Genomic DNA, 25508 nt, shown 5'->3' on the forward strand with positions numbered 1-25508 from the left:
TCGCGCGGAGAACCGCGCCATCGCTGTCTGCGCGCGTAGATCTCTCTTTCTACGCCGCCCGCGCGACGGACTGTTGAACGGTACATGGCAGAACGAGGGCGGAACAGCGGAGCGCCCCTACGGCAGGCCGAGGATTGACCCGGCGTTGACCGGAGGTTGAAACGGAACGGACTGTTGCCGCGCGCGCCGGGCAGACGAAGTACTGCAGAGGCCTTCACACCAAGGGGCGAAGATGGAGATTTCGAGCATCATCGGTGCCATCGTCATCGGGCTCATCATCGGTATCCTCGGGCGGCTCGTCGTGCCCGGACGGCAGCGCATCGGCATCCTGTGGACCATCCTCGTCGGCATCGTGGCGGCCTTCATCGGATCCGGGATAGCTGCCGCGATGGGAGTGGCCGACACCAAGGGCGTCGACTGGATCGAGTGGCTCATTCAGATAGGCCTGGCGGCGCTGGGCGTCGCGGCTCTCGACCGGGCACAGGCGCACCGCTGACCGCGCTGCGCGCTCGTACCGGATCCCGGTGCCGTGGGCAAGCCGTGGCGGCTGGGTGCTACGGGCCTCGAAGCCCCGCACCCCGCCACGGGCTCCCGCCGGGCGTCGCGGCTCTGGGCGCCGCGACTGCGGACCGGGCGGGGGCGCACCACGGCGCACGGACCCGGCGGACGCCAACGCGCCGTTCGCGCATGCGCTCGGCCCGAGCGCCCGCACACCGGGCTGCGGAGTACCGGCTCGCCCTGTGACTCGCTCGTTATCCGGTCACGGAGAGACGTACGGCGTCGTCGTGGTCAAGGGCTCGAAGCCGAGGCGGGCCAGGATGGGGCGGCTCTGCGCGCCGGCGTCGACCTGGGCGTAGCGGTAGCCGCGGGAGGCGGCGACCCTGGCGCGACAGGCGACCAGCGCCCGGTAGATCCCACGGCCCCGCCAGTCGGCAACGGTGCCGCCGCCCCACAGTCCCGCGAAACGGGCTCCCGGGACCAGTTCCATACGTGCCGCGCTGACCGGTTCGTCGCCCGCGAGGGCCAGCACGGCGACGAGGCCGTCCGGGTCCCCGGCCAGTTGAGCGAGCAACTGGTGGCGCAGCTTCGAGCTGTCCGTGCCGAACGCCTTCTCGTGGACCTCTGCCACCAGACCGATGCCCCTCGCGTCGGTGGCCGGCACGATGCGGATTCCCTCGGGCGGTTCGGTATCGAGGGACAGCTCGGCGACCTCGGCGACCATCACCGTCTCTTCGGGCTCGGGCGTGAATCCGGCCGCCCGCAGCCGCGTGCCGAGGTCGACCGGCAGGTCGTGCCCGTAGAGCTTCCACTCGAACTCAAGGCCGAGTCCGGAGAAGTGGCGGACCTGCTCGGCGATCGCCTCGTCCGCGGTCGTCTCGTCCAGATCGGACCAGAGGATCCCGTTCCAGCCGTACTCCGAGCCGACCTGGCGCACCACCCGTGCATCACGCTCGATGCGAGCGTCGGGCCCGTCGGGCCGGGCTCCCTGGCGCATGTCCCGGTCGTACAGCGCGAGTACGGCAGCGTGGTCCATGAACTCATTCCAGCATGCAGGACGTATATCCGCACGTTAATATCCCTTTCCCGGCGGCCTTCACCCGGGTCCCCGGCCACGGCGCACCCTCCGGTGCGTCCCGCCCGGGGGGTTGTGCCGTGCGTCGAGGCGGGGCCGATGGGCGGCCAAAAGGGACTGACAGATCAACGTCGGGGTGGTTACGATGCCGCCGATGAAGAACTCCTCCTCGTACGGAACGGGGGAATCGTTCGCGCAAGGTGAGTGCTGATGGCACATCACATCGCGAACCGATCTCCGGCCCACCTCTTGATGTGGCAGCGCGTGCGCGAGTACGCCGTGCCACCGTCCATGATCGAGACTGCGACCGCACGACGTGCGGTCGGCGACTGGGCGGGGGCCTGCGCCGCCGCCCGGATCGACGTCGATCTTGATCTGCGCGCCGTGCGCGACCGCCACGGCGCCGATCTCGTCACCCGCCTCCGTGCGGACCTGCGCCGGCTGGCGCCGGATCTGCTCCGCTGGCACATGCCCCGGATCGCCCCCGACGGGCGGCTCCGGCCCGGCCTCACCGTCTCGCTGGCCCGCTACCGGAGTTCCGGCGCACCTCCACTGCAGCTGGTGGTGCGGACACCGCCGGCCTGGGCGGACGCCGGACAGCGGATGTCCCTGGCCCTGTGGGACGGCTCCGGGAACGGCACCCCTGGGCACCATCCGCACCCGCATCCCGACCGGCGTTTCCGGCTCGACCTGCACCGGCACCTCTGGGACGCCGGGCGGAGCGGCGAACTGGCGCGGAGGTGCGGCGCGGGCGGGACACCGTCCACGGCACCGCCCGACCCGCGTCACACGCCCGGCGGGTCAGCCCTGTCAGGTCTGCGGGACTGGCCAGATCGGCCCGATCGGTCCACCGTCCACGATTCCCCGTGGGCGGCTGGAACTTGGGCCGGCGAGGCGGAGTTGCTGCTGCAGGCGGAGGGGCGCCCTCGTGGCGCCTTCACCGTGCGGCTCGCTGCGCAAAGCCGCGTCGTGCTCGAACTCGTCGCCCCCGACGACAGCCATGCCCCGACGTTCCGGGAGCTGCGGGAGGCGCTGCCGCCGCAGGTGGTCGCCGCGCTTCCGGTGCTGCCGGAGGCGGCTGCCCGGGTCCTTCCGGATCTGGAGCTGCTGCGGGCCGGGCTGGTCGCGGCCGATCGGTTGCATCCACTCGTCGCCGCCGCACTGGCGGAGTCCGGCTCGGTGGCGGTGTCCGGATCGATGGCTACGTCCGACTCGGCACCGGTGTCCGGTCTCTTCCCCCAGACCGGCGATCCGCACCGGGTGGACTGCCGGGGCGAGCTGCACCGGATCGCCCTGCGGGACGGGGTGCTGACGGCGATCGATCACGATCCGGCCCAACTGCGCCGGGAAGAGCTGCTGGTGGCGCTCGGCGGGTCGGCGATGCCCTGCCTGCGGGCGATCGACGCGGTGCACCGCAGCCCGGAGGCGCTGCCCGCGGTCCGGGAGCGGCTCGGCCACGGTGACGTCTCCGGGGCGCTGGCCGTGGTCGAGGGGCTGCTCGGTCCCGGCGCGATCCTGCGCGACGGGCCGCTCCGGGAGGCACTGGAGTCGGCCGCGGCCCGCCGAGTCGACCACGGGCTCTTCCGTTCGGGACTGGTCGCCGTGCACCCCGGTGCCGGTGCGGCAGGGGGCGGGAACCCCTCGGGTGCGGGACACGCGGAGGCCAACCACCGCCCCCGGCTCGGCCGCCGTGCGCCTTTCGCACTGCGCCGCAAGCTCAGCGCTCGGGCCCGGCCGCGCACCGGCCTGGCCTGCTGACCGGTCGACCGTCTGACCGGGCGACCCCCTGACCGTTCGACCGGTTCGCCCAACCAGTTGGCCGCTCGGCCGGGTTGTCCGCCGGACCGGCCGCATCCGCCGAAGCCCTTTTCCCTCCCGGCGCATTCCGCGCCGCACGCCCCCATGCCATCCGGGACGGGCCGTCCTGTTCCGTCCCGATCCCCTATCCCACCCCAGGTGATGCCCATGATCTCCAGCACGCTCCTGCCCGCCGCGGTTCCGGTCGCCGACGCGCCCGCATCCGTTCCCGCCGACGCGCCTGCCGGCGCATCCGCAACCCGCGCCCAACTCGGCCTCGCCGACGACCTCCTGACTCTGCTGCGGACCACCACCACCGAGCCGCGCCCCGACGAGCAGCTCGAAGCGCTCACCCTGGCCGTCGCGGCCGACCTGCCCGTGCTGCTCTGGGGCGAGCCGGGCATCGGCAAGACCGCGGCCCTGACGCAGCTGGCCACGTCCCTGGGCCTGCCGCTGACGACCGTGATCGCCAGCGTCCACGAGCCGTCGGACTTCTCCGGGCTGCCGATCGTGGGCGACGACCCGGCGGTGCAGGGAGTACCGATGGCGCCGCCGCAGTGGGCCGTGGAGCTCGTCCGGGCCGGGCGGGGCCTGCTTTTCCTTGACGAACTCTCCACCGCCACGCCGGCCGTTCAGGCCGCGCTGCTCCGGGTCGTCCTGGAGCGGAGGGTTGGTGCGCTGCAACTGCCGCCGGGGGTACGGATCGTGGCTGCGGCCAATCCGCGCGCGTCGGCGGCGGACGGGTGGGAGCTGAGCCCGCCGCTGGCCAACCGGTTCGTGCATCTCCACTGGGTGCACGACCGGGACGTGGTGGTGCGTGGGCTGGGCGGGGTCTGGCCCCGGGCGGAGCTGCCCCGGCTGGTGCCGGAGCGGCTGCCGGAGGCAGTGGCTTTCGCCCGGCGCGCGGTCTGCGGCTTCCTCAAGGCCCGGCCGACGCTGATCCACCGGCTGCCGAGCAGCGAGACACGGCGCGGCGGTGCCTGGCCCTCGCCCCGGAGCTGGGAGGCCGCGTTGACCCTGCTGGCGTTCGGCACGGCCGCCTCCGTCTCCCGGGAGGTGCTCGCACTGCTGGTGCGGGGCGCTGTGGGAGATGGGCCAGGGCTCGAACTCCTCGCGCATCTGGACCGGATGGACCTGCCGGACCCGGAGTCACTGCTGGCCGATCCGGCTTCCGCCGAGCTGCCGGTGCGGGGCGATCTGCGTCAGGCGGCGCTGGAGGCGGTGGTGGCGGCCGTCGGGGCGCGGCCGCAGCGGGACCGGTGGGAGGCGGGCTGGGCGGTGCTGGTCCGGGCGCTGGAGACCGGTGCCCCGGACCTGGTGGTCGCCCCGGCCACGGCGCTGGCCGCGCTGCGGCGCGACGACTGGGAGGTGCCGGACGCGGTGGAGCGGCTGGCCGGGGTGGTCGGTCTCGTCCGGCGGGCGGACCGGTCGGTGGGGCGGGCCGCGGCGGCCGAGGCCGGGCGGGCGACGGGTGGGCGCCGATGACGGGGGCCGCGAAGCGCCCGGGGCCGCGCCCGGTGCCGCGCCCGATGTCCCCGCCCCCGCCGCCGCGCCCGGTGCGGGCCACCGTGCCGGGGCCACCGGTCGCCTCCCGCGGGCCGGACGACGGGCGCGGGCTCCCGCTGGACATGGAGAAGTTGCTGGCCGCCCGGCTGCACGCGGTGAAGGTCCGCCCCTACCTGGCCGACGCGCTCTTCGCGCTGCATGTGGTGGAGGACCGGTCGGTGCCGACGATGGCGGTGGACGCGCACTGGCGCTGCTACGTCTCCCCCGGTTTCGTGGCGCGCACCCCGGTGGAGGAGTTGGCGGGCGTCTGGGTGCACGAGGTCTCCCATCTGCTCCGGGACCACCACGGGCGGGGCGAGCGGTATGCGCGGGAGCAGGAGGAGGACGGGCCGGGCGAGCGGCTGCGGCGCAACATCGCCGCCGACTTCGAGATCAACGACGACATCTACGGTGACGGTCTGCCCCAGCCGTTCGGAGCGGTGCGGCCGTCGCTGCTGCGGCTGCCTGACGGGCTGCTGATGGAGGAGTACCTGCGGACGGCGTCGATGGCCGGACTCGCCGCGGACCTGGCCTGGCTGGACTGCGGCAGCGGTGCCGACGGGCACGGCCGGCCCTGGGAGCTGGGGCCGGACGGGGCACACGGGCTGAGCAGACAGCAGCGGGACGCGGTCCGCTTCCGGGTCGCCGAGGGGATCAAGGGACGGCCGGGCGACGCACCGGACGGGTGGCGCCGGTGGGCGGACGAGGCGTTCCATCCACCGCAGCCGTGGAGGCAGTTGCTGGGGGCGGCGGTCCGGTCGGCGGCGGGTGCGCCCGGGGTGGGCGAGGACCACAGCTACCGGCGGCCGTCCCGGCGCTCGGCCGGAGTCCCCCGGGTGCTGCTGCCGAGCCTGCGGCGTACCCCGCCCCGGGTCTGCATCGTGATCGACACCTCCGGGTCGGTGAGCGACGCCGAGCTGGGCAGCGCGCTGCTGGAGGTGGCGGCGATCTCGCGGGCAGTGGGCGGGCGGCGCGACCTGGTCTCGGTGATCTCCTGCGACGCGGCGGCCGGGGTCGCCGTTCCGCTCTGCCGTGCCGAGAACCTGGAACTGATCGGCGGCGGGGGAACGGATCTGCGCTCCGGTTTCGCCCGGGCGCTCCGCTCCCGGCCCCGCCCCGATGTGATCGTCGCCCTGACGGACGGCCAGACACCGTGGCCCTCCGCACAGCCGCCCTGCCGCACCGTCGTCGGTCTCTTCCCTCGTCCCGCCAGCGCCGCGGACGAGGAGAACCCCGACTATGTCCCGGACACCCCGCCGTCCTGGGCGCGTGTCGTCACCATCGGCTGAGGAGGCACAGTGACGAGGCGTCGCCACCCGCTACGAAACGACCGCGACCGTCCAGCCGACCGGACATCCCATATCCGCCGTCTCCGTCTGGTCCGCCCGCTGATCCGCACGGAACCGCCTAGCCGAGTTCCAGGGTGGTCACCCCGCACACGCGCTCCCCGGCGAAGGGCCTGACCGGGCCCGTGTACATGCGGGCCGTCTCGAAGGAGGGGCTGAGCCCGGCGCGTTCGGCCAGGGCGACGGCCGCCGCGTTCGACTCGGGGACGTCGATGGCGATCTCCCGGCCGGCCGCCTCGGCGGCCAGCGCGGCGAACAGCGCGTCGGCGCCCTCCGGGGTGTCGGCGAACAGCGGGCCGATGCGCAGACCGTCGCGGGCGGGGCGGATCACCGCGTACCCGGTGAGGCGGCCGTCCTCGACCCGGACGAAGACCCGGTGGCCCGCGGTGGTCAGCCAGTGCTCCAGGAAACGGGGGCGGTCGGCCGGGTAGCAGGCGCTGTCGTACTCCGCGACGGCGTCGAGGTCGTCCTTGTCCGCGGGGCGCACTCCGGGGGCCGCCTCCGCGGTGGGGGCGGCCCCGCCGAAGCGCACGGTGCGGTGGGCGAACACGAAGCCGGAGCGGCGGTAGTTGGCCTGCTGGTCGACGACTCCGTCGAGGCCGACCGTGCGACCGCCGGCGTGGGCGAGGGCCGTCTTCCAGGTGGTCAGCCCCAGGCCGCTGCCACGCAGGTCGGGTCGCACCAGGTAGAAGCCGAGAAAGGCGTAGTCGGCGCCGTAGTTGACGACGGAGATCGCCGAGACGGGCTCGTCGCCACGCCTGCCGATGAAGAAGCCCTCGGGGTCCTGGGCGAAGTAGGCCTGGCCGTCGGAGAGCCCCGGGTTCCAGCCCTCGTCCGCCGCCCAGCCGGTGACCACCGGCCAGTCGTCGAGGGTGGCCCGGGTGACGACGAGGTCTTCGGGACCCGCAGAGGTCATCGTTGCGCTCCATTCCGTGGGGGTCGCGGGCCATGATCGGCCACGCCGACAGATCCTTCCCGATCTCCCCGTCGCGCACCATCCGGTGTCCGGCCGTTCCGAACTCGCCGCGCCGAGCGCGCCGTTGAGAAACAGGGCCCAATGGCGAGCGGTCAGAACGGAACTCGGTCGCACGGCGAGCCTTGGGAAAGGGCCAGTCGATACGGGAGGAGGCGGTGCGGAAATGGGATTCGCGGGGCGATGCCACGGCGGCTTCGCCCCGTACGGCGTTCGGCCGACCCGAGGGTCCCGCCGGCCGATCACCGGCGGGACCTCCTCGGCGCGCGAGCCGAGGTCGGCTCAGCGGACCGATCCCGGCCGGAACCGGCGGTACAGCACGGTCCCGCCCAGTAGCAGCGCCGCACCCCCCGCGAGCGCGGGCACGGTCGCGTACGCGCCCGTGTGTGCAAGGGCCACGACCGTGCGCGGCACGGGACGCGGCTGCGTGTGCGACCTCGGCACGACGGGCCGCGGGGCGGGGCGGTGGGTGCTCGACGTGTTCGTGGACCTGTTGCCGGTGGCCGCGTTGCCGACGGCGGCCACACCGATCGTGTTGCCCGTGACGTTCACCGGAACGTGCACCGGCAACTGCACGCTGTTTCCGGCGAACAGGCCCGGGGAACCCTTGCCACCGCCGGTCGCGGTGGCGCCGCCCCGGGAAAGGGTCCCCGGCCGTGGGCCGGCCGTGCGCGCGCCCTGGTTCACACACCTGTTGCCCGCGGCCGGGTTCAGGAGCCCGACCACCGACACGGTGTTGCCGCACACATTGACCGGAACGTCAACCGGGAGCTGAACGGTGCTGCCGGAGATCAGTCCGGGCGAACCGACCGCGGTGCCGTCCGCCGCGGAGTCCGCATGCGCCGGCATCGTCACAGCCAGCGCCCCCGAGGCGGCGGCCGCAGCGATCAAACCATTTCAGGTAACCCGTTTCATAGGTTTCCCTGCCTTCCAGACTTGGTCGCGAGCAGTCGCTCGCACCCCGTAAAACGCAGACGAACCATCCGAGTTATGGCTTATCTGCCTTTCACTCCATCGGGTGGCAGGGCGGCCTGGACCGACAGCGGGGCCGTACCGCCCGCGTAGCCGCAGGCCACGGCACGTCCGCCGGTCCCGGCCGCCCGGGAGGCGTGCCCGCGGGGGCCCGCCTATCGTGATCGGAGGGCCGTCGCCGGATCCGCAGCCGGGGCGTCCCCGGAGGCGCCGATGCTGTCCACGCACACACGCCCCGCCATAGCCGCGGCGGCGGCCACGACCGCGGTACTGGCTCTGCTGGGAGCCGCTCTGCCCTCGGTCGCGGCCGACCGCCAGCCCGATCTGTCCCGTTTCTACCACCAGAGGATCACGTGGTCGGCGTGCAAAGGCGAAGGGATGCCACCGGACCTCGAATGCGGCACGGTGACAGTCCCCCTCGACTACGCGAGGCCCGACACCGGAACGCTCGACCTGGCGATGGCCCGCTACCGTGCCACCGCCCACTCGCACGGTTCCGTGCTGCTGAACTTCGGCGGTCCGGGCGGCGCCGGCGTCCCGGTGCTGGCGGTGGCGGGCAAGGACTTCATGCCCCTGACGAACGGCTACGACGTGGTGACGTTCGACCCTCGCGGGGTCGGCCGGTCCTCACCCGTCAGCTGCGGCCAGGGCACGGACGAGGACACGGACACGGCGACCGCTCCCGCCGGTGAGCGCGACCCGCGGGCCGCGCTCGAACAGATGCGCAAGACGGCCGAGCAGTGCGCCAAGCACTCCGGGCCGGTGCTGCCGTACATGGGGACCATCAACGCGTCGCGCGACCTGGACGTGATGCGCCAGGCCCTCGGCGACAAGAAGCTGAACTACCTCGGCTTCTCCTACGGCACACGCCTCGGCGCGGTGTACGCGGCCCAGTTCCCCGACAAGGTGGGCCGCATGGCCCTCGACGGGGTGGACACGCTCACCGAACCCCTGACCGAGCAGGGGCTGGCCGGCGCGCAGGGGCAGGAGATCGCGCTCGAGGACTTCCTCGGCTGGTGCGCCAAGGACCTGGGGTGCCCGTTCGGCCCGGACACCCGTTCGGCCGGAAATCAGGTCCTGCAGCTCGTCAGGACGCTGGATCAGGAGCCGGTGCCGACCCCTCTCGGCCTGCCGTTCTCCGGGCAGGACCTGGTCGGCGCGATCGGGCAGGGCCTCGTCAGCAAGCAGCTGTGGCCCCTGCTGGAGCAGGCGTTGTCCCAGCTGGTGGAGCTGGGCGATCCCACCGGGATGATGCGCTTCCTGGGCCCCGGCGTGGCGTATCCCTCTGCCACGCGTGCGGATGGCGCGCTCGTCGACCCGGAGGACGTGCCCGCCGACAACCTGGTGGCCGCGCTGATGGCCGTCAACTGCGCCGACGACCCGGACCGGCCGAGCGCCGACAAGATCACCGGGGACCTGGCCCGGCTGCGCGGCGAGTACGAGGAGGCCTCCCCGGTCTTCGGGCGGTACCGGCTCACCGAGGTGCTGATGTGCTACGGGCGCCCCAAGGGCACCGACTTCATCCGCGAGAAGGTGAAGAACGTGCGCACCCCGAAGATGCTGCTCGTCGGCACGCGCGGGGATCCCGCGACGCCGTACCGCTGGACCATGGAGACCGCCCGGCGCCTCGGCTCCTCTGCGGTGGTCCTCGACAACAGGGACGACGGCCACACCGGTTACGCGGACTCCCGGTGCGTCCGCGAGAAGGTCGACTCCTTCCTCCTGGACGGCTCCCTGCCGGCCAACGGCAGCTCGTGCGGACCGGACCGGTCGGACTGAGCACCTGATGCCGGGCCCGGACGGCGCCCGGCGTCAAGTGGTGAAGGACAGCTGCGGGGTGTAGAGGTCCATCCAGAGAGCGAGGTCCAGGGTGCGTTCGAGGCCGCGCCGCGAAGCCTGCGTGATCTGCGGCGCCGCGTGATGAGCGGCCCGGTGCACCCGTTCCCGGTCGACCAGGTCGAACACGCGGTGGGAGGGCTGGGCCAGAAGGTCCCTGACGTGTTCCTGGAGGGCGACCGCGTACTGCGGGTCCTGGGTGGAGGGATAGGGGCTCTTGACCCTGTCGTACACGGATTTCGGGAGCAGATCGGCGGTCGCCTCTCTGAGCAGGCTCTTCTCCCTGCCGTCGAAGGACTTCAGCGACCAGGGGGTGTTGTAGACGTACTCGACGAGCCGGTGGTCGCAGTACGGCACCCGCACCTCGAGGCCGACCGCCATGCTCGTGCGGTCCTTGCGGTCGAGCAGGACGCGCACGAACCGGGTCAGGTGGAGGTGGCAGATCTGCCGCATCCGGTACTCGAAGTCGCTCTCGCCCTCCAGGCGCACGATCTCGGAGATCGCCGTGCGGTAGCTGTCGGCCACGTAGGACTTCAGGTCCAGCGCGTCGGTCAGGTCGGTGCGCAGGACCTCGGTCTCGTCACCGAAGTACTGCTGGAAGTGGACCAGCCAGGGAAAGGTGTCAGCGCGCCGGGCGTCCTCGTCGAAGAACTGCTGGTAGCCGCCGAAGACCTCGTCGGCGGACTCTCCGGACAGCGCGACCGTGGAGTGCTCGCGGATCGCCCGGAAGAGCAAGTAGAGCGAGGTGTCCAGGTCGCCGAGGCCCACGGGCAGGTCGCGCGCCCGGATGACCTTCGCCCGAACTTCGAGGTCGGCGAGGGACAGCGCGTCCAGGATGATGTCCTGGTGCTCGGTGTCCCAGGCGCGGGCGACGTCGTGCACGAACGGGCTGTCTGGGGTGGCACGCAGTTCGTCGGCGACGAAGTGATCGGTCTGCCCCACGAAGTCCACCGCGAAGCTGCGCACCTTCTCCCCCTGCCTGGCCAGCTGCTGGGCGGCGAGGGCGGTCATCGCGGAGGAGTCCAGGCCGCCGGACAGAAGCGTGCAGCGGGGCACGTCGGCGACCAGCTGGCGGCGCACGACGTCCTCGAGCAGCGAGCGGACGGTGGCGACGGAGGCCTCCCGGTCGTCGGTGTGCGGCCGGGTCTCCAGCTTCCAGTAGACGCGTCGGTGCAGGCCCTCGCGGTCGACGGTGACGACGGTGCCCGGCTCGAGCTCGTGCATGCCGTCCCACACGGCGTGTCCGGGCGTCTTGACCATGACGAACAGTTCCCGCAGTCCGTCGACGCCGACCCGGGCGGGGGCCAGCGGGTTGGCGAGGATCGCCTTGGGTTCGGAGCCGAAGAGGACGCCGTCGGAGGTCGGGAAGTAGTAGAAGGGCTTGATGCCCATACGGTCGCGGATCATCACGAGCTTTTCGTGGCGGCCGTCCCACACCGCGAAGGCGTACATGCCGTTCAGCCGTTCCGCGACCATCTCGCCCCAGGCGAGGTAGCCGCGCAGCACGACCTCGGTGTCGGAGTCGGTCGTGAAGCGGTGACCGAGGCGGGTCAGCTCGCGGCGCAGTTCGGTGAAGTTGTACGCCTCCCCCGAGTACACGAGCACGACGGTGCCGTCGGGGGTCTTCACGGTCATCGGCTGGCGCCCGCCGGGCAGGTCGATGATCGCGAGTCTGCGGTGGCCGAGGGCCGCCGGTCCCTCGGCCCAGGTGCCCCGGGCGTCGGGGCCCCGGCAGGCCATGGTCGCGGTCATCGCGTCCAGGGTCGCGCCCTCGGCCCGCAGATCACGGTCGTAGGAGATCCATCCCGTGATGCCGCACATGTGTCACCTCCGCGCAGGTCCTCTGGGAACGATGTCCTTCACCTGCGGTTTCTCGGAATCTCGACCGCTCCCGGCAATCCGTTGTATCGAGCAGCCATATGACGAGGGTGTGCCATGTACGGCCGGCGGGCAACGCGTCCGTAGTCCGACCGGCCCATGCCTCGCCACTCCGGCGGCGCTGCGGCGTTCGGGCACGTCCTTGCGGCCTGCTTCGGGCCGCACTCCAGGTGCGGAGCGGCCCGGTCGGCCGAGGGGCCGCACCGGCCCGTCGCACGCGGGACGACGCGAGGCCGGGCCGCCCGGCACAGCGCGGGCGGCGCTCCAGGCGAACCGGCCCCGGCATGCTCATGAGGGGCAGCACCGCGTGACGGCCCGCGGCGATGACGGCCACCACCTCGACGTCTGGTCAGCGCCGGCGCACGCCGCCTCCGTGGGGCGGACGTCCGGCGGTCTACCCTGCGCAGGGACGATCAGCGCAGAGGGAGGCGGCTCATGGGCGACCTGTTGGGCGTGGCGGTACTGGGTGCGGGGCACATGGGCGCCGACCATATACGCCGACTGGACCGTGTGGTGAGCGGTGCGAGAGTCGTAGCCGTGGCGGAACCCGAGACGGATCGCGCCAAGGAGGCCACGGCGGGCATCGACGGTGTCGTCGTGCACTCCGAGCCGGCCGCCGCGCTCGACGCCCCGGGCGTCGAGGCCGTGCTCATCGCCTCGCCCGGGCCGGCGCACGAGGAGGCGCTGCTCGAGGCCTTCGCACGAGGGCTGCCGGTGCTGTGCGAGAAGCCGCTGGCGCCCGACGCGGCCGGGGCACTGCGGGTGGTGGAGGCGGAGGCGCGGCTCGGGCGGCGGCTCGCGCAGGTCGGGTTCATGCGCCGCTACGACGCCGAGTACATGCGCCTGAAGTCGCTGCTCGACAGCGGCCGGCTGGGCCGGCCGCTGATGCTGCACTGCACACACCGCAATGTGTCGTCACCGTCGCACTTCACCACGGCCATGCTGATCAACAGCTCCGTCTCGCACGAGATCGACGCGGCCCGCTGGCTGCTGGACCAGGAGCTCACCGCGGTGACCGTGCTGCGTCCGCGGGCGTCCTCGAACGCCCCGGAAGGCCTGCTGGATCCCCAGTTCGTCGTGTTCGAGACCTCGGGCGGGACCGTCGTCGACGTGGAGATCTTCGTCAACTCGGGCTTCGGCTACCAGGTGCGCTGCGAGGCCGTCTGCGAGGACGGCAGCGCGAGGATCGGGGACGGGCACACCATGGTCGTCACGGCCGCGGGCGGTGCGTGCGAGGAGGTCGCACAGGACTACCTCGTACGGTTCGCGGACGCCTACGACCGCGAGGTGCAGGCCTGGGTCGACGCCACCAGGAAGGGCCTGGTGACCGGCCCCTCGGTATGGGACGGCTATGCGGCCGCGACGGTCGCCGAGGCCGGTGTCCGGGCCCAGCGGAGCGGCGCCCGGGAGACCGTCGGCCTGGCCACACGGCCGGGGCTGTACGAGCGGGCGTAGCGGTCGAACGCACGGCCGGTGAACGCGCACCTGAGCGACTTCCCGTCCATCCCCCGAGCCCCTCAAGTCCCGTACATCTCCTACGACTTGGCGGGCCCGGGCATGTACTCCGAGCGGGGTCCGGACGTCCACCGGGCCTGTGGCATATGCCATAAGCACCACCGGATCGCGTGTTGCCAAATCCCTTACACGGCGTCGCGGGCTGTGCAAGAGTCGTAACGGTCCCTCCGTCAGCCTTGGTCGAACCGTCCCCGCATCGGAGCGCGTCATGCCACCCCATCTCTCCGCGGACCGTCCCGCCGCCCAGCCACCCCGGCCCGGCACCGTCGATGCGCTCATCTCACAGACACGGCGACTGCGCGGCGAGGTGGACGCCGTACGGCGGGAGGCGCCCGAGGACGGCTCAGACCCGGAGGGGCGCTGGCAGCGCGCGCTGTGCGATCTGGCGCTGCACCAACTGAGCGATCTGGACGAGCACTTGGCGCAGCTGCGGGACGGTCCGCCGCCCGTGGCCGCCGAACCGGCCGACGCTCCGGACCTGTCCGCGTCGTCCCCCGGCGACTCACTGCTCAGCCGGGTCGGCAGCGCGGAATGGAACCTGCTGAGGGACGAGGCGAGTTGGTCGGGCGGGCTGTACCAGATCCTCGGCCGGGACCCCGCGGCCCCGGCGCTGGGCCTCGACGAACTTCCCTCGCTGGTGCACGACGAGGACCGGGCGCTGCTGACGGGGATGGTGACGGACTGCCTGATCGACGGAAAGCCGATCGACGGCGAGTTCCGGATCCGGCGCCCCGACGGCGACGTGCGGACGGTGCACATGATGGGCGAGCCCGTGCTCGACGCGGACGGGAGCACCGCCCAGATGTGGGCCGTACTGCGGGACGTCAGCGAACTGCGCCGGCACCGCCGGGCCGTACACGAGACCCGTGACTCGCTGCGACGCCACCGGGACCACACGCAGACCGAGCATCGGCTCGCGGTCGAGTTGCAGGAGGCCGTGCTGCCGCCGTGGCGCGGATCCCTGCGGCTTCCGCGGCAGGGCCCCGGGACCCTGGATCTGGCCGCCCGCTATCTGCCGTCGTCCTCGACCGCGCCGATCGGCGGGGACTGGTACGACGCGCTCGAACTGCCCGGCGGCGACACGCTGCTCAGCGTCGGTGATCTCACCGGCCGCGGGGTGAGCGTGGCTTCCGGCATGGCGACGCTGCTCGGCGCCCTGCGGGGCATGGCGATGGCGGGCACCGAGCCCGGCCGGCTGCTGGGCTGGCTGAACCAGCTGCTCGACGCCTCGGTCCAGCCGGCCCTGGGCAGCGCCGTGTGCTGCCGCTACCGGCCCGCGACACGCACCCTGAGCTGGGCGCAGGCAGGACACCCCGCCCCGCTGCTGTTCCGCGACGGGACGGGGCGCATGCCGGCGGCGCCGGACGGCGTGCTGCTCGGAGCGACCTCGGGAGCCTCCTACGGACAGGCCGAAGAAACCCTCAGGGAAGGCGACCTGCTGCTCCTGCACACCGACGGGCTGGTCCCGCGGCACAGTGGCACGGATGCAGTCCAGAGGCTGCTCGACCTGGCTCCGCGCTTCCACGAAGCCCGCACGGCCCAGGAGTGCGTACGGACCGTCGTGGAGGAGTTCGGCGAGTGCGAGCGCGAGGACGACGCCTGCGTCCTCATCGCCAGAGTCATGTCCTGACGAACGGAGTCAGCGCCCCGGGGAGCCACTCCCCATGGACACCGGCACCGGTACCCCGCACGCCTGCGCGGAGTCGCCGCCCTTGGATCACGCCTGCGCGGAGTCGCTGCCCTTCGACTTCAACAGGCCCTTGGGCAGGGCGACTTTGATCTCCTCACGCAGATCCTGGATCTTCGGATAGCTGGAGTACTGCGCGGTGAGCCGGTACATCTCACGGAGCCTGTCCCAGGTGCGATGGGAGGAGTTGGCTCCCATCGACGTCAGGGCGAGGCGTGCGTACCGGTCGGCCTGTTCCGGGTCGTCCGCGATGAAGCACGCGGACGCGAGGGAGATGTGGTCGAAGATGTTCGACCGCTCCCGGCCGGAACCACGCAGCTGCAGCGCCTCCTTGGCGTGGCGCTGCGCGATGGCGGCGGCACCCGGCTCGTGTTCGGCGAGGGTGCGGTAGGCCAGGGCCTGCATCCCGTGCAGGTCCGCCTCGTCGAACATCTGCATCCAGCTCGGCGGGGGCACGTCCCCCCGGTCCGAGACGAACAGGTCCTCCGCCTCGCCGAGGGTGCGCCGCATGGCCTGCCCCTTGCCCATCGACGCCTGCGCCCAGGCCTCGATGGTGCAGAGCATGGCCTGGGTGCGCGGCAGCACCTGGTCGCCGGAGCCGGACTTGGCGAGCTGCATCAGGTCGAGCGCGTCGTCGGGCCGGCCGAGGTGCACCATCTGACGGGCGGCGCGGGAGAGCGCCTCCCCGGCACGGGGCCGGTCGCCGCCCTCATGGGCCGCATGGGCGGCGATGACGAAGTACTTCTGTGCTGTGGGCTCCAGGCCGACGTCGTGCGACATCCACCCGGCCAGGACGGCGAGGTTGGCGGCGACGCCCCACAGGCGGCGCTGCAGATGATCGGGGTGGTGGTAGGAGAGCATGCCTCCCACCTCGTTGAGCTGTCCCACGACAGCCTTGCGCTGCAGCCCACCACCGCGGGCCGCGTCCCAGGCCCGGAACACCTCGACCGAGCGCTCCAGCTCCTCGATCTCCTGCGATCCGATGGGGGCGGCCTCATAGCGGTCGTACCCAGCGGGGTCGGCGTGCAGGGGATCGTCGAAGCGGGGAGCGTCGGCCGCGAGAGCCGGATCGGTGCGCAGCCAGTCGTGCATGGCGCTGCTGAGTGCGGATCCTGCGGCGAGCGCGGCACCCGCGCCCACCAAGCCGCGTCGGTTGAGCATGAGGTCCATTCCCGTGAATTCGGTGAGGACCGCAGCAGTCCGCTCGGGCGCCCACGGCACTCCGTCGGGGTTCTTCGCATCCCCGTCGTCACGCCGCTTCCCCGCGCGCCCGTGCCGGACCAGACCGAGGTCCTCGATGGTCACGACACGGCCGAGTCGCTCGGTGAACAGCGCCGCCAGCACCCGCGGCACCGGATCGCGCGGGATCTCTCCCATGTCGATCCAACGCCGCACCCGCGAGGTGTCGGTCGACAGCTGGGGGTGACCCATGGCCGCCGCCTGCCGGTTGACCATCCTCGCGAGCTCGCCTTTGGACCATCCGGCCAGGCCGAACAGGTCCGCGAGCCGGGTGTTGGGTTGTCCGCTCACATCAAGCCCCCAGGTTCTCGGCTGAGTTGACAGTAGCCCGCTGCCAGTTGCTCCGGGACTATTCGCCACGGTTCGCCAGGGTGCGCCAGATGGTGTGCCAGGGGCCCACGGGTGTCAGGTAGGAACGCGCCACCCCGACCCGGTCGCCGCAGAAACACTCCCCAGGGTGCAACGAGGACGGCCGGGGCGGGTGGCGCAGAATTCGAAGGCACACGAAGGGATCTGTATCGACCATGTACGCAGCATCGTCCTCCGTGTCCGCCCCGCCCCGGCCGCTGCGCCCCCGCCCGGGCGCCGGCGGCCCCTACCTCGACCCCGCGCGAACCGCGGCCCCGGTGCTCGGCGCCGGCAGGGCGCGGCGCGTTCCGGGGGTCGGCACTCAACCGCTCAGCGGGAGAATCGACTTGTCGGGCCCCCAGGGCGCGCAACTGCGCGCGGCGATCGCTTCGGTGCATCGCATCTGTCCGGAGTTCACTCCGGTACAGGTGCTGCGCCGAAGCGGGCGCTCCGTGCTCGTCGTCGGCACGACGGGGCGCACCACGGCCGTAGCCAAATGCTTACTCGACCACTCCCCGATCTGGGCCGAGCGCAGCCGGCACGAAATAGCGGCATACCGCTCGTTCGTCCGGCACCGGCCGCCGGTGCGGGTGCCCCGGCTGATCGCGGCGGACCCGGACAACTGCACACTGGTGATCGAGCGGATGCCGGGCCGGGTGGCCGCGTTGCAGCGGCATCCGGCGGAAGCGCCGCCGCGTGCGGACATCCGCGCGGCGCTGGGCGCGATCTGCCGGCTGAACGCCTGGCATCCCCCGGCGGGGACGTTCGACGCCCCGCTGGACTACGCGGAGCGGATCTCCCGCTTCCATGACCTGGGGCTCCTCACCGACCGGGACATGGGTGATCTGCAGAAGCTGCTGCACAGCATCGCCCACGCGGCGGGCCGGCAGGGCATGGGCCAGTTCTGTCACGGCGACGCCCTCCTGTCCAACATCCTGCTCTCACCGACGGGTCCCGTGCTGGTGGACTGGGAGCACGCGGGCTGGTACCTGCCCGGGTACGACCTGGCCACGCTGTGGGCGGTCCTCGGGGACGCTCCGGTGGCGCGGCGCCAGATCAGCCAGATCGCGCAGTCCGCGGGACCGGCCTCACGCGATGCCTTCCTGGTGAACCTGATGCTCGTGCTCACCCGGGAGATCCGTGCCTACGAGACGGCCGTGCAGCGTTCGATGCACGACACGACCCCCGCGGCACCGGGAGTGGCCCACCCTGGTGCTGCGCCGTCCGGCGAGGAACAACGGCTGCTGCTGCGGCGGTTGCACGACGACTGCCAGCTGGCCCGACGGGCCGTACGAGCGGCGGTCGGCACTCGCTGAAGGGGATGGCGGTCCGCGGTGTGCTCGCGACAGCGGGGCACCGCGGGCCTTCGTCGTGTCCGGGCCTGCCCGCCCAGATGTCGTCCGGGACTGGCCCGTTCGGGTCATTGGTCCACTCCACTGACGCCCCGCAGGCTGCGTCATCGCCGTCACGAAAGTCCACGCCACCGCCGTTGACAAGGCAAATCGCCTGTCCCTGGGCGTGATTGACGGATCGTCCAAGAGCCGGTACCACTGACGCACGTTCGGCCCCCGCACGCCCCACAGCGCCCGACCGTCTCAGGAGGCTGCCTTGCGCGGATCCGCCACCGACCCCCACACCCCCGCCCGGCACAGACGCACCCGCAGGATCGGGGTCGCCGTCGCCTCGGCGGCTCTGCTGCTGCCGCTGATGGGTGCCGCCCCGGCCCCCGAGCGCAGTGCCCCGTCCGGCCTGCAGAACGCCTTCGCCGCGGCGTCCGCCGAGTACCACGTGCCGCAGGACGTGCTGCTCGGCGTGTCCTACCTCCAGTCCCGCTGGGACACGCACGGCGGTGCGCCCAGCGTCTCGGGCGGATACGGCCCGATGCACCTCACGGACGCCCACACCGCGATCGCCGCGGCGGAGCACCACAGCGAGGGCACGGAGGACGCCCGCGGCGACCAGGCCCGCGCCGCCCTGCGGCCCACCACGACGGTCCCGGCGCAGACCGAGCTGCCGGCCCGGCTGAAGACCCTGACCAAGGCCGCCGCGCTCACCGGTATCCCGGCCGCGCGGCTGCGCACCGACCCGGCGGCGAACATCGCGGGCGGCGCCGCGCTGCTCGCCGCCGCCCAGCAACACCTCGGCGAGCCGCTCGGCGGCGACCCGGCCGACTGGTACGGGGCGGTGGCGGAGTTCTCTGGAGCGGACGACAGGGCGACGGCCGCCGCGTACGCCGATGACGTCTTCCAGGTGATGCGCGAGGGCGAGCGGCGCACCACGGACCTGGGACAGAGCGTGGCGCTGGCCGGGCAGCCCGGGCTGGCGCCCGACACCGCGCAGCTGGGGCGCACCGGGCTGCGCGCCGGCCACGCGGACGGGACGGAGTGCCCGAGGAGCGTCTCGTGCGAGTGGTTCCCGGCCCCGTACGAGGAGTTCGGCGACCACGACTACGGCAACCACGACCTCGGCGACCGGCCGGACGCGCAGAGCATCAAGTACATCGTCATCCACGACACGGAAGGCCAGTGGGACGGCGTCCTGAAGCTCATCCAGGACCCGACCTATGTGTCGTGGAACTACACCGTGCGTTCCACGGACGGTCTGATCGCCCAGCATGTGAAGGCCAAGGACGTGGCCTGGCACGCGGGCAACTGGTACGTCAACGCCAAGTCGATCGGCATCGAGCACGAGGGCTTCCTCGCCGCTCCGGACGCCTGGTACACGGAGGCGATGTACCGCTCGTCGGCACGGCTGGTGAGATACCTCGCCGGCAAGTACCGCATCCCGCTGGACCGGCAGCACATTCTCGGGCACGACAACGTGCCTGGTCCGACGACCTCGACGATTCCCGGGATGCACACGGACCCGGGCCCGTACTGGGACTGGCGGCACTACTTCGAGCTGCTCGGCAGGCCGTTCCACACTACGGCCGGGCCCTGGGGCGGCCTGGTGACGATCCTGCCGGACTACTCCGCGAACCAGCCGGAGTACACGGGCTGCACCACCTCGGGCCAGCCGTGCGCGGCGCACGGCTCGAGCGAGGTCCGGCTGTACAGCGCGCCCGACGAGAGCTCGCCGCTGATCAAGGACATCGGTCTGTACCCGAAGGGCGACGCCTCGACGATCGACGTGAACGACGTGGCCTCACGCGTCTCCACCGGTCAGCGGTACGCCGTGGCGGAGCGTGCCGGGGACTGGACGGCGATCTGGTACTTGGGGCAGAAGGCCTGGTTCCGCAACCCGCGGGGGCAGCGGACGGCGGTGAACGCGTCCGGACTGGTGGTGACGCCCAAGGACGGGCTCACGGACATCCCGGTGTACGGCAGGGCGTACCCCGAGAAGGAGGCGTATCCCGAGGGCGTGCCCGTTCAGTCCGTCTCGCCGTTGCCGTACAGGCTGCCCGCCGGCCAGCGGTATGTGATCGGCGACGAAGTGCCGGGTGAGTACTACTACGCGGTCACCTTCACGCCGGACTCGCACCGGGTCGTGATCGGCAAGGACCTCTACTACGAGATCCAGTTCGGCCACCGGGTGGAGTTCGTCCGGGCGGCGGACGTGCAGGTGGTGCCGTCGGCGTCGTAGGACATGGCGAAGGGCCGGGCTCCGTGGAGCCCGGCCCTTCGTGTGTGTCGGTCGTCAGCCCTGCTGGAACAGCTCCGCCGGCAGCGGCTTCAGCAGTGCGTACAGATCGTCGGTGATGGGACGGTCCCAGGCGGCGATGGTCACCAGGACATGGTCACTGCGGTCGAACTGCACGCAGGAGATCCGGCTCTCGGAGAGCTTGAGGCGGCGCACGATGAGCAGGTTGTCGCCCTGCATCACCGGGATGTCCTCGCTCCCGACGACCGTGACCTCCTCGTCGTTCTCCAGCGCGAGGAGAAGCTGGGCCACCTCGAAGGGGATCTCGCCCTCGACCACCTCGCGAGCCGGGGAGCCCTCCGGAAGGTTGCCGATGAGCATCGCCGGGCCGCGGCCTCCGAACAGGTCGTAGCGCAGGAAGACGCCCTGGCAGCTGCCGTCGGGGGCGGGCAGCAGACCGGCACCGAGGTTGCCCGGCCAGTCCCCCGGATCCATGGCCAGGACATCGAAGTCGGGCCCGGCGGGAGTGGCGCTGCGGCGGCGGAGGAAGGACATGCCGCAATGGTACGTGCCCGAGCGCCGAGCCGGGCCCCGGCTCGCGCGGTCATGACAACCGCTTCCCGGGCGCCCGCCGACGGTCCGGCGGTGATGCCTCGGCCGGGCGCCGGGCGGCCGCACGTCGTCTGCGTCGCTGATCGTCCCGTCACCCGTCGGTGCGCTCGGGCTCCGCCGCCGACGGGATCACCGCGATGGGGCTCGCCGCGTGGAGCAGCACGGCCTGGGTCACCGAACCGATCATGCGGGCGGGGGCGAGGAGCCGCCGGCGGTGACGGCCGACGACGACCAGTTCGGCGCCCCCGGAGGCCGCGACCAGGTGGCCCGCCGCCCTGCCCGGCGGGGTCGACAGCTCGACCCGCACGCCCGGGTGCCGCTCCCGATGGACCGCGAGCAGTCCGGCGGCCAGGGTCCGGATCTCCTCTTCCACCGCGTCCTCGTCGACGGCCGCGGGCACCGCTTCGCCGGGCGCCGGCCAGACCTCGAGCGGGGTCCAGGGATAGGCGGAGATCACATGCAGCAGGGCGCCGCGACGATCCGCCTCGGCGAAGGCGAAGGCGAGCGTCGCCTCGGCGGGGCTGTCGACGTGCAGTCCGACGACCACCCGCGGACCCGGCGGTACGGACGGCCCTTCGTGCACCTCACGCCCCGGGCGCGGCACGACGACCACCGGGCAGGCGGCGTCGCGTGCGGCCGCCAGGCTGTTGGAGCCGAGGAGCAGACTGGCGAAGCCGCCACGGCCCCGGGAGCCGAGCACCATCAACTGCGCGGTGATGCCCAGTTCGGGCAGGACGACGGCGGGCGCGCCCTGCAGGGACACGTACTCCAGCAGCGGAAGACCGTCCCGGCCCGCCAGCTGCCCCCGGACCTCGTCCAGCACCGGGTCGGCGGCCGGCTCCGGGGCGTCCGCGGCCGGGAGGCCGGGCGCCCGCTGCCGTACATGGGCCACGCGCAGCGTCGCCGCGCGCTGTCGTGCGGCGGTCAGCGCCCACTCCAAGGCGCACTGGCTGTCGTCGGATCCGTCGACGGCCGCGACGACCGGCAGAGTGGTCATGGATTCCTCGCATCGGGCACACGCTGTGATCGCTCCGGGGCCAGCCTGACGCAGACAGGGCCCCGGCACGGGTTCAGCGGCGGCGTGTCCGGAAAATCCGGAAGTGGCGAGGACTCACCTCGGCGGGCGGGAGCTCACGTGAGGTCGAACTCTCCCTCCCGCGCCCCCGACACGAACGCGCCCCACTCGGCGGGGGTGAAGATCAGGGAAGGGCTCTCGGGGCGCTCGCTGTTGCGCATCGCGATGAAGCCTTCGACAAAGGCGATCTGGACATCTCCGAGCCCTCGGCTGCTGGAGTGCCAGTCGGCGGTGCTGAGGTCCAGCTCGGGCTTGTCCCAGCCCGCGTACGGCTGCTGCTGGATGGTGCTCTCGGCCACGTCCGTGCTCCTCCCGATTCGTCGTCCGCGGCCAGCCTAGCGATCGCATCCCACTGCCGACAGGTCACGCGAGCGGGATCCCTCAGGAGGTCGGCGGACGGTCGCCAACCAGCCACATGGAGAAGAACTGGGACCCGCCGCCGTAGGCGTGCCCGAGCACCCGTCGGGCCCCGTCCACCTGGTGTTCTCCGGCCTGCCCGCGCACCTGGAGCGCTGCCTCCGCGAAGCGGATCAGGCCGGATGCGCCGATGGGGTTGGTGGAGAGCACCCCGCCGGACATGTTGACGGGCAGGTCCCCGTCGAGCTCGGTGACGCCGGACTCGGTGAGTTTCCAGCCCTCCCCTTCCTCGGCGAAACCGAGGTTCTCCAGCCACATGGGCTCGTACCAGGAGAACGGCACGTACATCTCGACCGCGTCGATGTCCCGGCGCGGGTCGGCGATCCCCGCCTGACGGTAGACGTCGGCGGCGCAGTCCCGGCCGGCTCGCGGCGAGACGAAGTCCTTGCCCGCGAAGAGGGTGGGCTCGCTGCGCATCGCACCGCCGAGCATCCACGCGGGCCGCCGGGGCGAACGGGCCGCTCCCGCACGGTCGGTGAGCACCATGGCGCAGGCGCCGTCGGAGGACGGGCAGGTCTCCGAGTAGCGGATCGGGTCCCACAGCATGGGCGAGGCCTGGACCTTCTCCAGGGTGATGTCGTGTTCGTGCAGGTGCGCGTACGGGTTCTTCAGGGCGTTGCGCCGGTCCTTGTACGCGACCAGGGAGCCGACGGTGTCCGGGGCGCCGCTGCGCCGCATGTACGCGCGTACGTGCGGTGCGAAGAAACCGCCGGCCCCGGCGAGCAGCGGCTGCTGGAACGGGACGGGCAGGGACAGACCCCACATGGCGTTGGACTCGGACTGCTTCTCGAAGGCCAGGGTGAGCACGGTGCCGTGGACACGGGCCGCGACCAGACCGGCCGCGACCAGCGCGGTGGAGCCGCCCACCGAGCCGGCCGTGTGCACCCTGAGCATGGGTTTGCCGACCGCGCCGAGGGCGTCGGCGAGGTAGAGCTCGGGCATCATGACGCCCTCGAAGAAGTCGGGTGCCTTGCCGATGACCACGGCGTCGACGTCGGCCCAGGTCAACTCCGCGTCCTCAAGAGCACGCCGGCCGGCCTCGCGGACGAGCCCCGCGATGGACACGTCGCGGCGGGCCGCGACGTGCTTCGTCTGGCCGATGCCGATGACGGCCACGGGCTCCTTGCTCATCGTGGGTCTCCTTCCAGTACGGCGACCAGGTTCTGCTGCAGACAGGGGCCGGACGTGGCGTGGGCGAGCGCGCGGTCGGAGGCGCCGCGGTGGATACGGGCGGCGGCCTCACCGATGCGGATCAGCCCGGCGGCCATGACCGGGTTGGCGGCGAGGGCCCCTCCGGAGGGGTTGACGGTGACGTCGTCGCCGAGGCGCAGCGCCTTGCGAAGGATCACCTCCTGCGCGGTGAACGGCGCATGCAGCTCGGCCGTGTCCACGGGGCGTTCGAAGGCCCCGGCCCGCTCGGCGGCCAGCCGCGCGGACGGCGAGTCGGTCAGGTCGCGCACGCCGAGCGCATGGGCCTCGATGCGGTGGTCGATCCCTCGGATCCACGCGGGCCGCGCACACAGGTCCCTGGCCCGCTCCCCCGCCGCCAGGACCACGGCGGCGGCACCGTCGCCGATCGGCGGGCAGTCTCCGGTGCGCAGCGGCCGTACCTGGTACTCCCCGTGCGGCACCGGACCCCTCAACTGCGCGTGTGGGTTGGCGGTCGCGTCCGCCCGGCTGCGCGCGGCGATCCCGGCCAGTGCGGGCTCGTCGGTCTCGCCCGCGTCGATGAGCGCCTGGGCCTGAAGCGCGGCCAGGGCCACCGAGTCGGGCCACAGCGGGGCCAGGTAGTAGGGATCGAGCTGCCGGGTGAGGACGTCACGTACGGATCCGGGAGACGCCTTGCCGTAGGAGTAGACGAGTGCGGTGTCGGCGTCGCCCGTGAGCAGCTTCGTCCAGGCCTCGTACAGCGCCCAGGCGCCGTCCATCTCGACGTGCGACTCGGAGATCGGCGGCCAGGCGCCCACCCCGTCGAGTGCGAGAGTGAAGGAGAAGGCCCGGCCCGCCAGATAGTCGCTGGAACCGGAGCAGGTGAAGTCGATGTCGGCGGTCCTGAGACCGGTCTGTTCGAGTACGGCGTGCAGCACCGGCATGAGCATCTCCACCTCGGAGAGCTCGTCGGTGGTGCGCCGGTGGCCGGTCTGCGCGAAGGCGACGACGGCGATCTGGCGCGTCACAGCAGCTCCTTGTACGTCTCGTAGTCCGCGTCGGGTTCGCCGGTCGGCCGGTAGTGGTCGGGGTGGCGGCCCCCTTCGGTCCACACCGGCTCGACCCGCAGGCCCATCCGCACCTGGTCGTAGGGGATGCCGCCGATGCGCGCGTGCAGCGCCAGGCCGGCGCCGTCGAGGGCGATGTGCGCGTAGACGTAGGGCACTTCGATGTCGAGGTTCTTCGCCTTGATGTTGACGATGCAGAAGGTGGTGACCGTGCCCCGGGGCCCGACGTCGACCTGCTCGGTCGTGGCGACACCGCAGGTGGGGCAGGCGCCTCGGGGCGGTACGTACACCTTCCGGCACGACGGGCAGCGCTCACCGATGATCCGATGTTCGGCCAGGGCGTTAATGTGGGCGGACTGGGCGCGCCCAGGCGTGTAGGTGTAGTCGAGCCGGGCGGTTGCGACGATGCCGCTCACCCGGTCCTCGAACTCGCCGGTGTGACCTGCTGGTTGCTGGGCTTCGCCGTCGTACGGCTCGAAGCAGGCGATGTCGGTGATGGCGCCGGAGCGCTCGGCGGCCCAGCGGACACGGACGCGCATACCGGTGCCGACGGCGTCGGGTCCGGGGGCGTCGAGGGCGTGCAACAGGGCGGTGTCGGCTCCGTCGAGCCGGACCAGGACCCAGGCGAAGGGCGTGCCGAGGGGCTGGCCGCGGCGCGGCGCGTGGTTCCAGGCCCAGGTGGTGACCGTGCCGGTCGGAGCCACTTCGACGAGGTCGCGGAGTTCGTCGGCGGTGACGGGGTCGTACTCGACGGGCGGGACGAGCGTGCGTCCGTCTGTGGTCTTCACCCCGAGGACCACGCGTTCGCGCAGCCCGGTGAGGAAGGCACTCTGCACGGGGCCGAGGGAGCGGGTGAAGGGGAACTCGACGACGAGGGGGGCTTTGAGGACTTCGGGCATC

General features: G+C 72.3%; 20 protein-coding genes. 9 read left to right on the forward strand and 11 right to left on the reverse strand.

The window, feature by feature from the left end:
* Window positions 1-232 precede the first annotated feature (232 nt).
* Window positions 233-496, forward strand: a complete 264-nt coding sequence (locus ACQEXA_RS07890; RefSeq protein ID WP_359401584.1) for a GlsB/YeaQ/YmgE family stress response membrane protein — start codon at window positions 233-235, stop codon at window positions 494-496.
* A gap of 264 nt (window positions 497-760) precedes the next feature.
* Here the strand turns inward: ACQEXA_RS07890 and ACQEXA_RS07895 are convergent, their stop codons facing one another.
* On the reverse strand, window positions 761-1534 hold the full coding sequence (locus ACQEXA_RS07895; protein WP_432935725.1) for a GNAT family N-acetyltransferase: 774 nt from the start codon (window positions 1532-1534) through the stop codon (window positions 761-763).
* 249 nt (window positions 1535-1783) lie between these two features.
* On the opposite strand from ACQEXA_RS07895, the gene ACQEXA_RS07900 reads away from it, so the two are divergent.
* The 3 genes from ACQEXA_RS07900 to ACQEXA_RS07910 all read left to right on the forward strand — a co-directional run bounded on the left by ACQEXA_RS07900 (window position 1784) and on the right by ACQEXA_RS07910 (window position 6204).
* A complete protein-coding gene (locus ACQEXA_RS07900; RefSeq protein WP_432935722.1) occupies window positions 1784-3331 on the forward strand; it encodes a hypothetical protein in 1548 nt (515 codons plus the stop codon).
* Window positions 3332-3538: 207 nt separating this feature from the next.
* A complete protein-coding gene (locus ACQEXA_RS07905; RefSeq protein WP_432935719.1) occupies window positions 3539-4855 on the forward strand; it encodes an AAA family ATPase in 1317 nt (438 codons plus the stop codon).
* Window positions 4856-4998: 143 nt separating this feature from the next.
* Entirely contained in the window at window positions 4999-6204 is a 1206-nt protein-coding gene (locus ACQEXA_RS07910) for a vWA domain-containing protein (RefSeq protein ID WP_432939828.1), read from the forward strand.
* Window positions 6205-6322: 118 nt separating this feature from the next.
* On the opposite strand, the gene ACQEXA_RS07915 is transcribed toward ACQEXA_RS07910, so the two are convergent.
* Window positions 6323-7177, reverse strand: coding sequence for a GNAT family N-acetyltransferase (locus ACQEXA_RS07915; protein ID WP_433129193.1), 855 nt, complete (start codon window positions 7175-7177; stop codon window positions 6323-6325).
* Window positions 7178-7516: 339 nt separating this feature from the next.
* Window positions 7517-8083, reverse strand: coding sequence for a chaplin (locus ACQEXA_RS07920; RefSeq protein WP_432935713.1), 567 nt, complete (start codon window positions 8081-8083; stop codon window positions 7517-7519).
* Between the two features lie 336 nt (window positions 8084-8419).
* On the opposite strand from ACQEXA_RS07920, the gene ACQEXA_RS07925 reads away from it, so the two are divergent.
* Window positions 8420-9985, forward strand: a complete 1566-nt coding sequence (locus ACQEXA_RS07925; protein WP_432935710.1) for an alpha/beta hydrolase — start codon at window positions 8420-8422, stop codon at window positions 9983-9985.
* Between the two features lie 33 nt (window positions 9986-10018).
* Here the strand turns inward: ACQEXA_RS07925 and asnB are convergent, their stop codons facing one another.
* On the reverse strand, window positions 10019-11863 hold the full coding sequence (gene asnB, locus ACQEXA_RS07930) for an asparagine synthase (glutamine-hydrolyzing) (protein WP_432935708.1): 1845 nt from the start codon (window positions 11861-11863) through the stop codon (window positions 10019-10021).
* Between the two features lie 492 nt (window positions 11864-12355).
* Between asnB and ACQEXA_RS07935 the strand changes: the two genes are divergently transcribed.
* Window positions 12356-13375 (forward strand): Gfo/Idh/MocA family protein, encoded by a 1020-nt coding sequence (locus ACQEXA_RS07935; protein WP_432935706.1) that lies wholly within the window; start codon window positions 12356-12358, stop codon window positions 13373-13375.
* Between the two features lie 268 nt (window positions 13376-13643).
* Entirely contained in the window at window positions 13644-15065 is a 1422-nt protein-coding gene (locus ACQEXA_RS07940) for a PP2C family protein-serine/threonine phosphatase (RefSeq protein WP_433129195.1), read from the forward strand.
* 87 nt (window positions 15066-15152) lie between these two features.
* On the opposite strand, the gene ACQEXA_RS07945 is transcribed toward ACQEXA_RS07940, so the two are convergent.
* The gene (locus tag ACQEXA_RS07945) at window positions 15153-16652 is read right to left on the reverse strand and encodes a DNA-binding protein NsdB (protein WP_432935702.1); all 1500 of its coding nucleotides are present in this window, start codon (window positions 16650-16652) and stop codon (window positions 15153-15155) included.
* Window positions 16653-16885: 233 nt separating this feature from the next.
* Here ACQEXA_RS07945 and ACQEXA_RS07950 point away from each other — a divergent pair, with 233 nt between their 5' ends.
* Together ACQEXA_RS07950 and ACQEXA_RS07955 are read left to right on the forward strand one after the other, a co-directional pair.
* Window positions 16886-18025, forward strand: a complete 1140-nt coding sequence (locus tag ACQEXA_RS07950; RefSeq protein WP_433129197.1) for an aminoglycoside phosphotransferase family protein — start codon at window positions 16886-16888, stop codon at window positions 18023-18025.
* A 292-nt stretch (window positions 18026-18317) separates the two neighbouring features.
* Window positions 18318-20291 (forward strand): N-acetylmuramoyl-L-alanine amidase, encoded by a 1974-nt coding sequence (locus ACQEXA_RS07955; RefSeq protein ID WP_432935698.1) that lies wholly within the window; start codon window positions 18318-18320, stop codon window positions 20289-20291.
* Between the two features lie 54 nt (window positions 20292-20345).
* On the opposite strand, the gene ACQEXA_RS07960 is transcribed toward ACQEXA_RS07955, so the two are convergent.
* The 6 genes from ACQEXA_RS07960 to ACQEXA_RS07985 form a co-directional block, all read right to left on the reverse strand.
* A complete protein-coding gene (locus tag ACQEXA_RS07960; protein ID WP_432935696.1) occupies window positions 20346-20843 on the reverse strand; it encodes a hypothetical protein in 498 nt (165 codons plus the stop codon).
* A 148-nt stretch (window positions 20844-20991) separates the two neighbouring features.
* Window positions 20992-21897 carry a universal stress protein gene (locus ACQEXA_RS07965; RefSeq protein ID WP_433129199.1) on the reverse strand — a complete coding sequence of 302 codons (906 nt, stop codon included), beginning with the start codon at window positions 21895-21897 and terminating at the stop codon, window positions 20992-20994.
* A 134-nt stretch (window positions 21898-22031) separates the two neighbouring features.
* On the reverse strand, window positions 22032-22274 hold the full coding sequence (locus ACQEXA_RS07970; RefSeq protein ID WP_359403182.1) for a DUF397 domain-containing protein: 243 nt from the start codon (window positions 22272-22274) through the stop codon (window positions 22032-22034).
* An 82-nt stretch (window positions 22275-22356) separates the two neighbouring features.
* A complete protein-coding gene (locus tag ACQEXA_RS07975) occupies window positions 22357-23523 on the reverse strand; it encodes a thiolase domain-containing protein (protein ID WP_432935692.1) in 1167 nt (388 codons plus the stop codon).
* A complete protein-coding gene (locus tag ACQEXA_RS07980; RefSeq protein WP_432935690.1) occupies window positions 23520-24569 on the reverse strand; it encodes a thiolase domain-containing protein in 1050 nt (349 codons plus the stop codon). Before ACQEXA_RS07980 ends, ACQEXA_RS07975 begins: the two co-directional genes overlap by 4 nt.
* On the reverse strand, window positions 24566-25507 hold the full coding sequence (locus ACQEXA_RS07985; RefSeq protein WP_432935688.1) for a Zn-ribbon domain-containing OB-fold protein: 942 nt from the start codon (window positions 25505-25507) through the stop codon (window positions 24566-24568). Before ACQEXA_RS07985 ends, ACQEXA_RS07980 begins: the two co-directional genes overlap by 4 nt.
* Between the last annotated feature and the right edge of the window lies 1 nt (window position 25508).

The sequence above is a fragment of the Streptomyces sp. CA-106110 genome, from assembly GCF_050936285.1.
In the GTDB taxonomy this organism is placed as follows: Bacteria; Actinomycetota; Actinomycetes; order Streptomycetales; family Streptomycetaceae; genus Streptomyces.

Bases quoted from the DNA above. Each gene is read 5' to 3' on its own strand.
- ACQEXA_RS07890 (WP_359401584.1), top strand. From the start codon at position 233: ATGGAGATTTCGAGCATCATCGGTGCCATCGTCATCGGGCTCATCATC.
- ACQEXA_RS07895 (WP_432935725.1), bottom strand. From the start codon at position 1,534: ATGGACCACGCTGCCGTACTCGCGCTGTACGACCGGGACATGCGCCAG.
- ACQEXA_RS07900 (WP_432935722.1), top strand. From the start codon at position 1,784: ATGGCACATCACATCGCGAACCGATCTCCGGCCCACCTCTTGATGTGG.
- ACQEXA_RS07905 (WP_432935719.1), top strand. From the start codon at position 3,539: ATGATCTCCAGCACGCTCCTGCCCGCCGCGGTTCCGGTCGCCGACGCG.
- ACQEXA_RS07910 (WP_432939828.1), top strand. From the start codon at position 4,999: ATGGAGAAGTTGCTGGCCGCCCGGCTGCACGCGGTGAAGGTCCGCCCC.
- ACQEXA_RS07915 (WP_433129193.1), bottom strand. From the start codon at position 7,177: ATGACCTCTGCGGGTCCCGAAGACCTCGTCGTCACCCGGGCCACCCTC.
- ACQEXA_RS07920 (WP_432935713.1), bottom strand. From the start codon at position 8,083: ATGCCGGCGCATGCGGACTCCGCGGCGGACGGCACCGCGGTCGGTTCG.
- ACQEXA_RS07925 (WP_432935710.1), top strand. From the start codon at position 8,420: ATGCTGTCCACGCACACACGCCCCGCCATAGCCGCGGCGGCGGCCACG.
- asnB (WP_432935708.1), bottom strand. From the start codon at position 11,863: ATGTGCGGCATCACGGGATGGATCTCCTACGACCGTGATCTGCGGGCC.
- ACQEXA_RS07935 (WP_432935706.1), top strand. From the start codon at position 12,356: ATGGGCGACCTGTTGGGCGTGGCGGTACTGGGTGCGGGGCACATGGGC.
- ACQEXA_RS07940 (WP_433129195.1), top strand. From the start codon at position 13,644: ATGCCACCCCATCTCTCCGCGGACCGTCCCGCCGCCCAGCCACCCCGG.
- ACQEXA_RS07950 (WP_433129197.1), top strand. From the start codon at position 16,886: ATGTACGCAGCATCGTCCTCCGTGTCCGCCCCGCCCCGGCCGCTGCGC.
- ACQEXA_RS07960 (WP_432935696.1), bottom strand. From the start codon at position 20,843: ATGTCCTTCCTCCGCCGCCGCAGCGCCACTCCCGCCGGGCCCGACTTC.
- ACQEXA_RS07965 (WP_433129199.1), bottom strand. From the start codon at position 21,897: ATGACCACTCTGCCGGTCGTCGCGGCCGTCGACGGATCCGACGACAGC.
- ACQEXA_RS07975 (WP_432935692.1), bottom strand. From the start codon at position 23,523: ATGAGCAAGGAGCCCGTGGCCGTCATCGGCATCGGCCAGACGAAGCAC.
- ACQEXA_RS07985 (WP_432935688.1), bottom strand. From the start codon at position 25,507: ATGCCCGAAGTCCTCAAAGCCCCCCTCGTCGTCGAGTTCCCCTTCACC.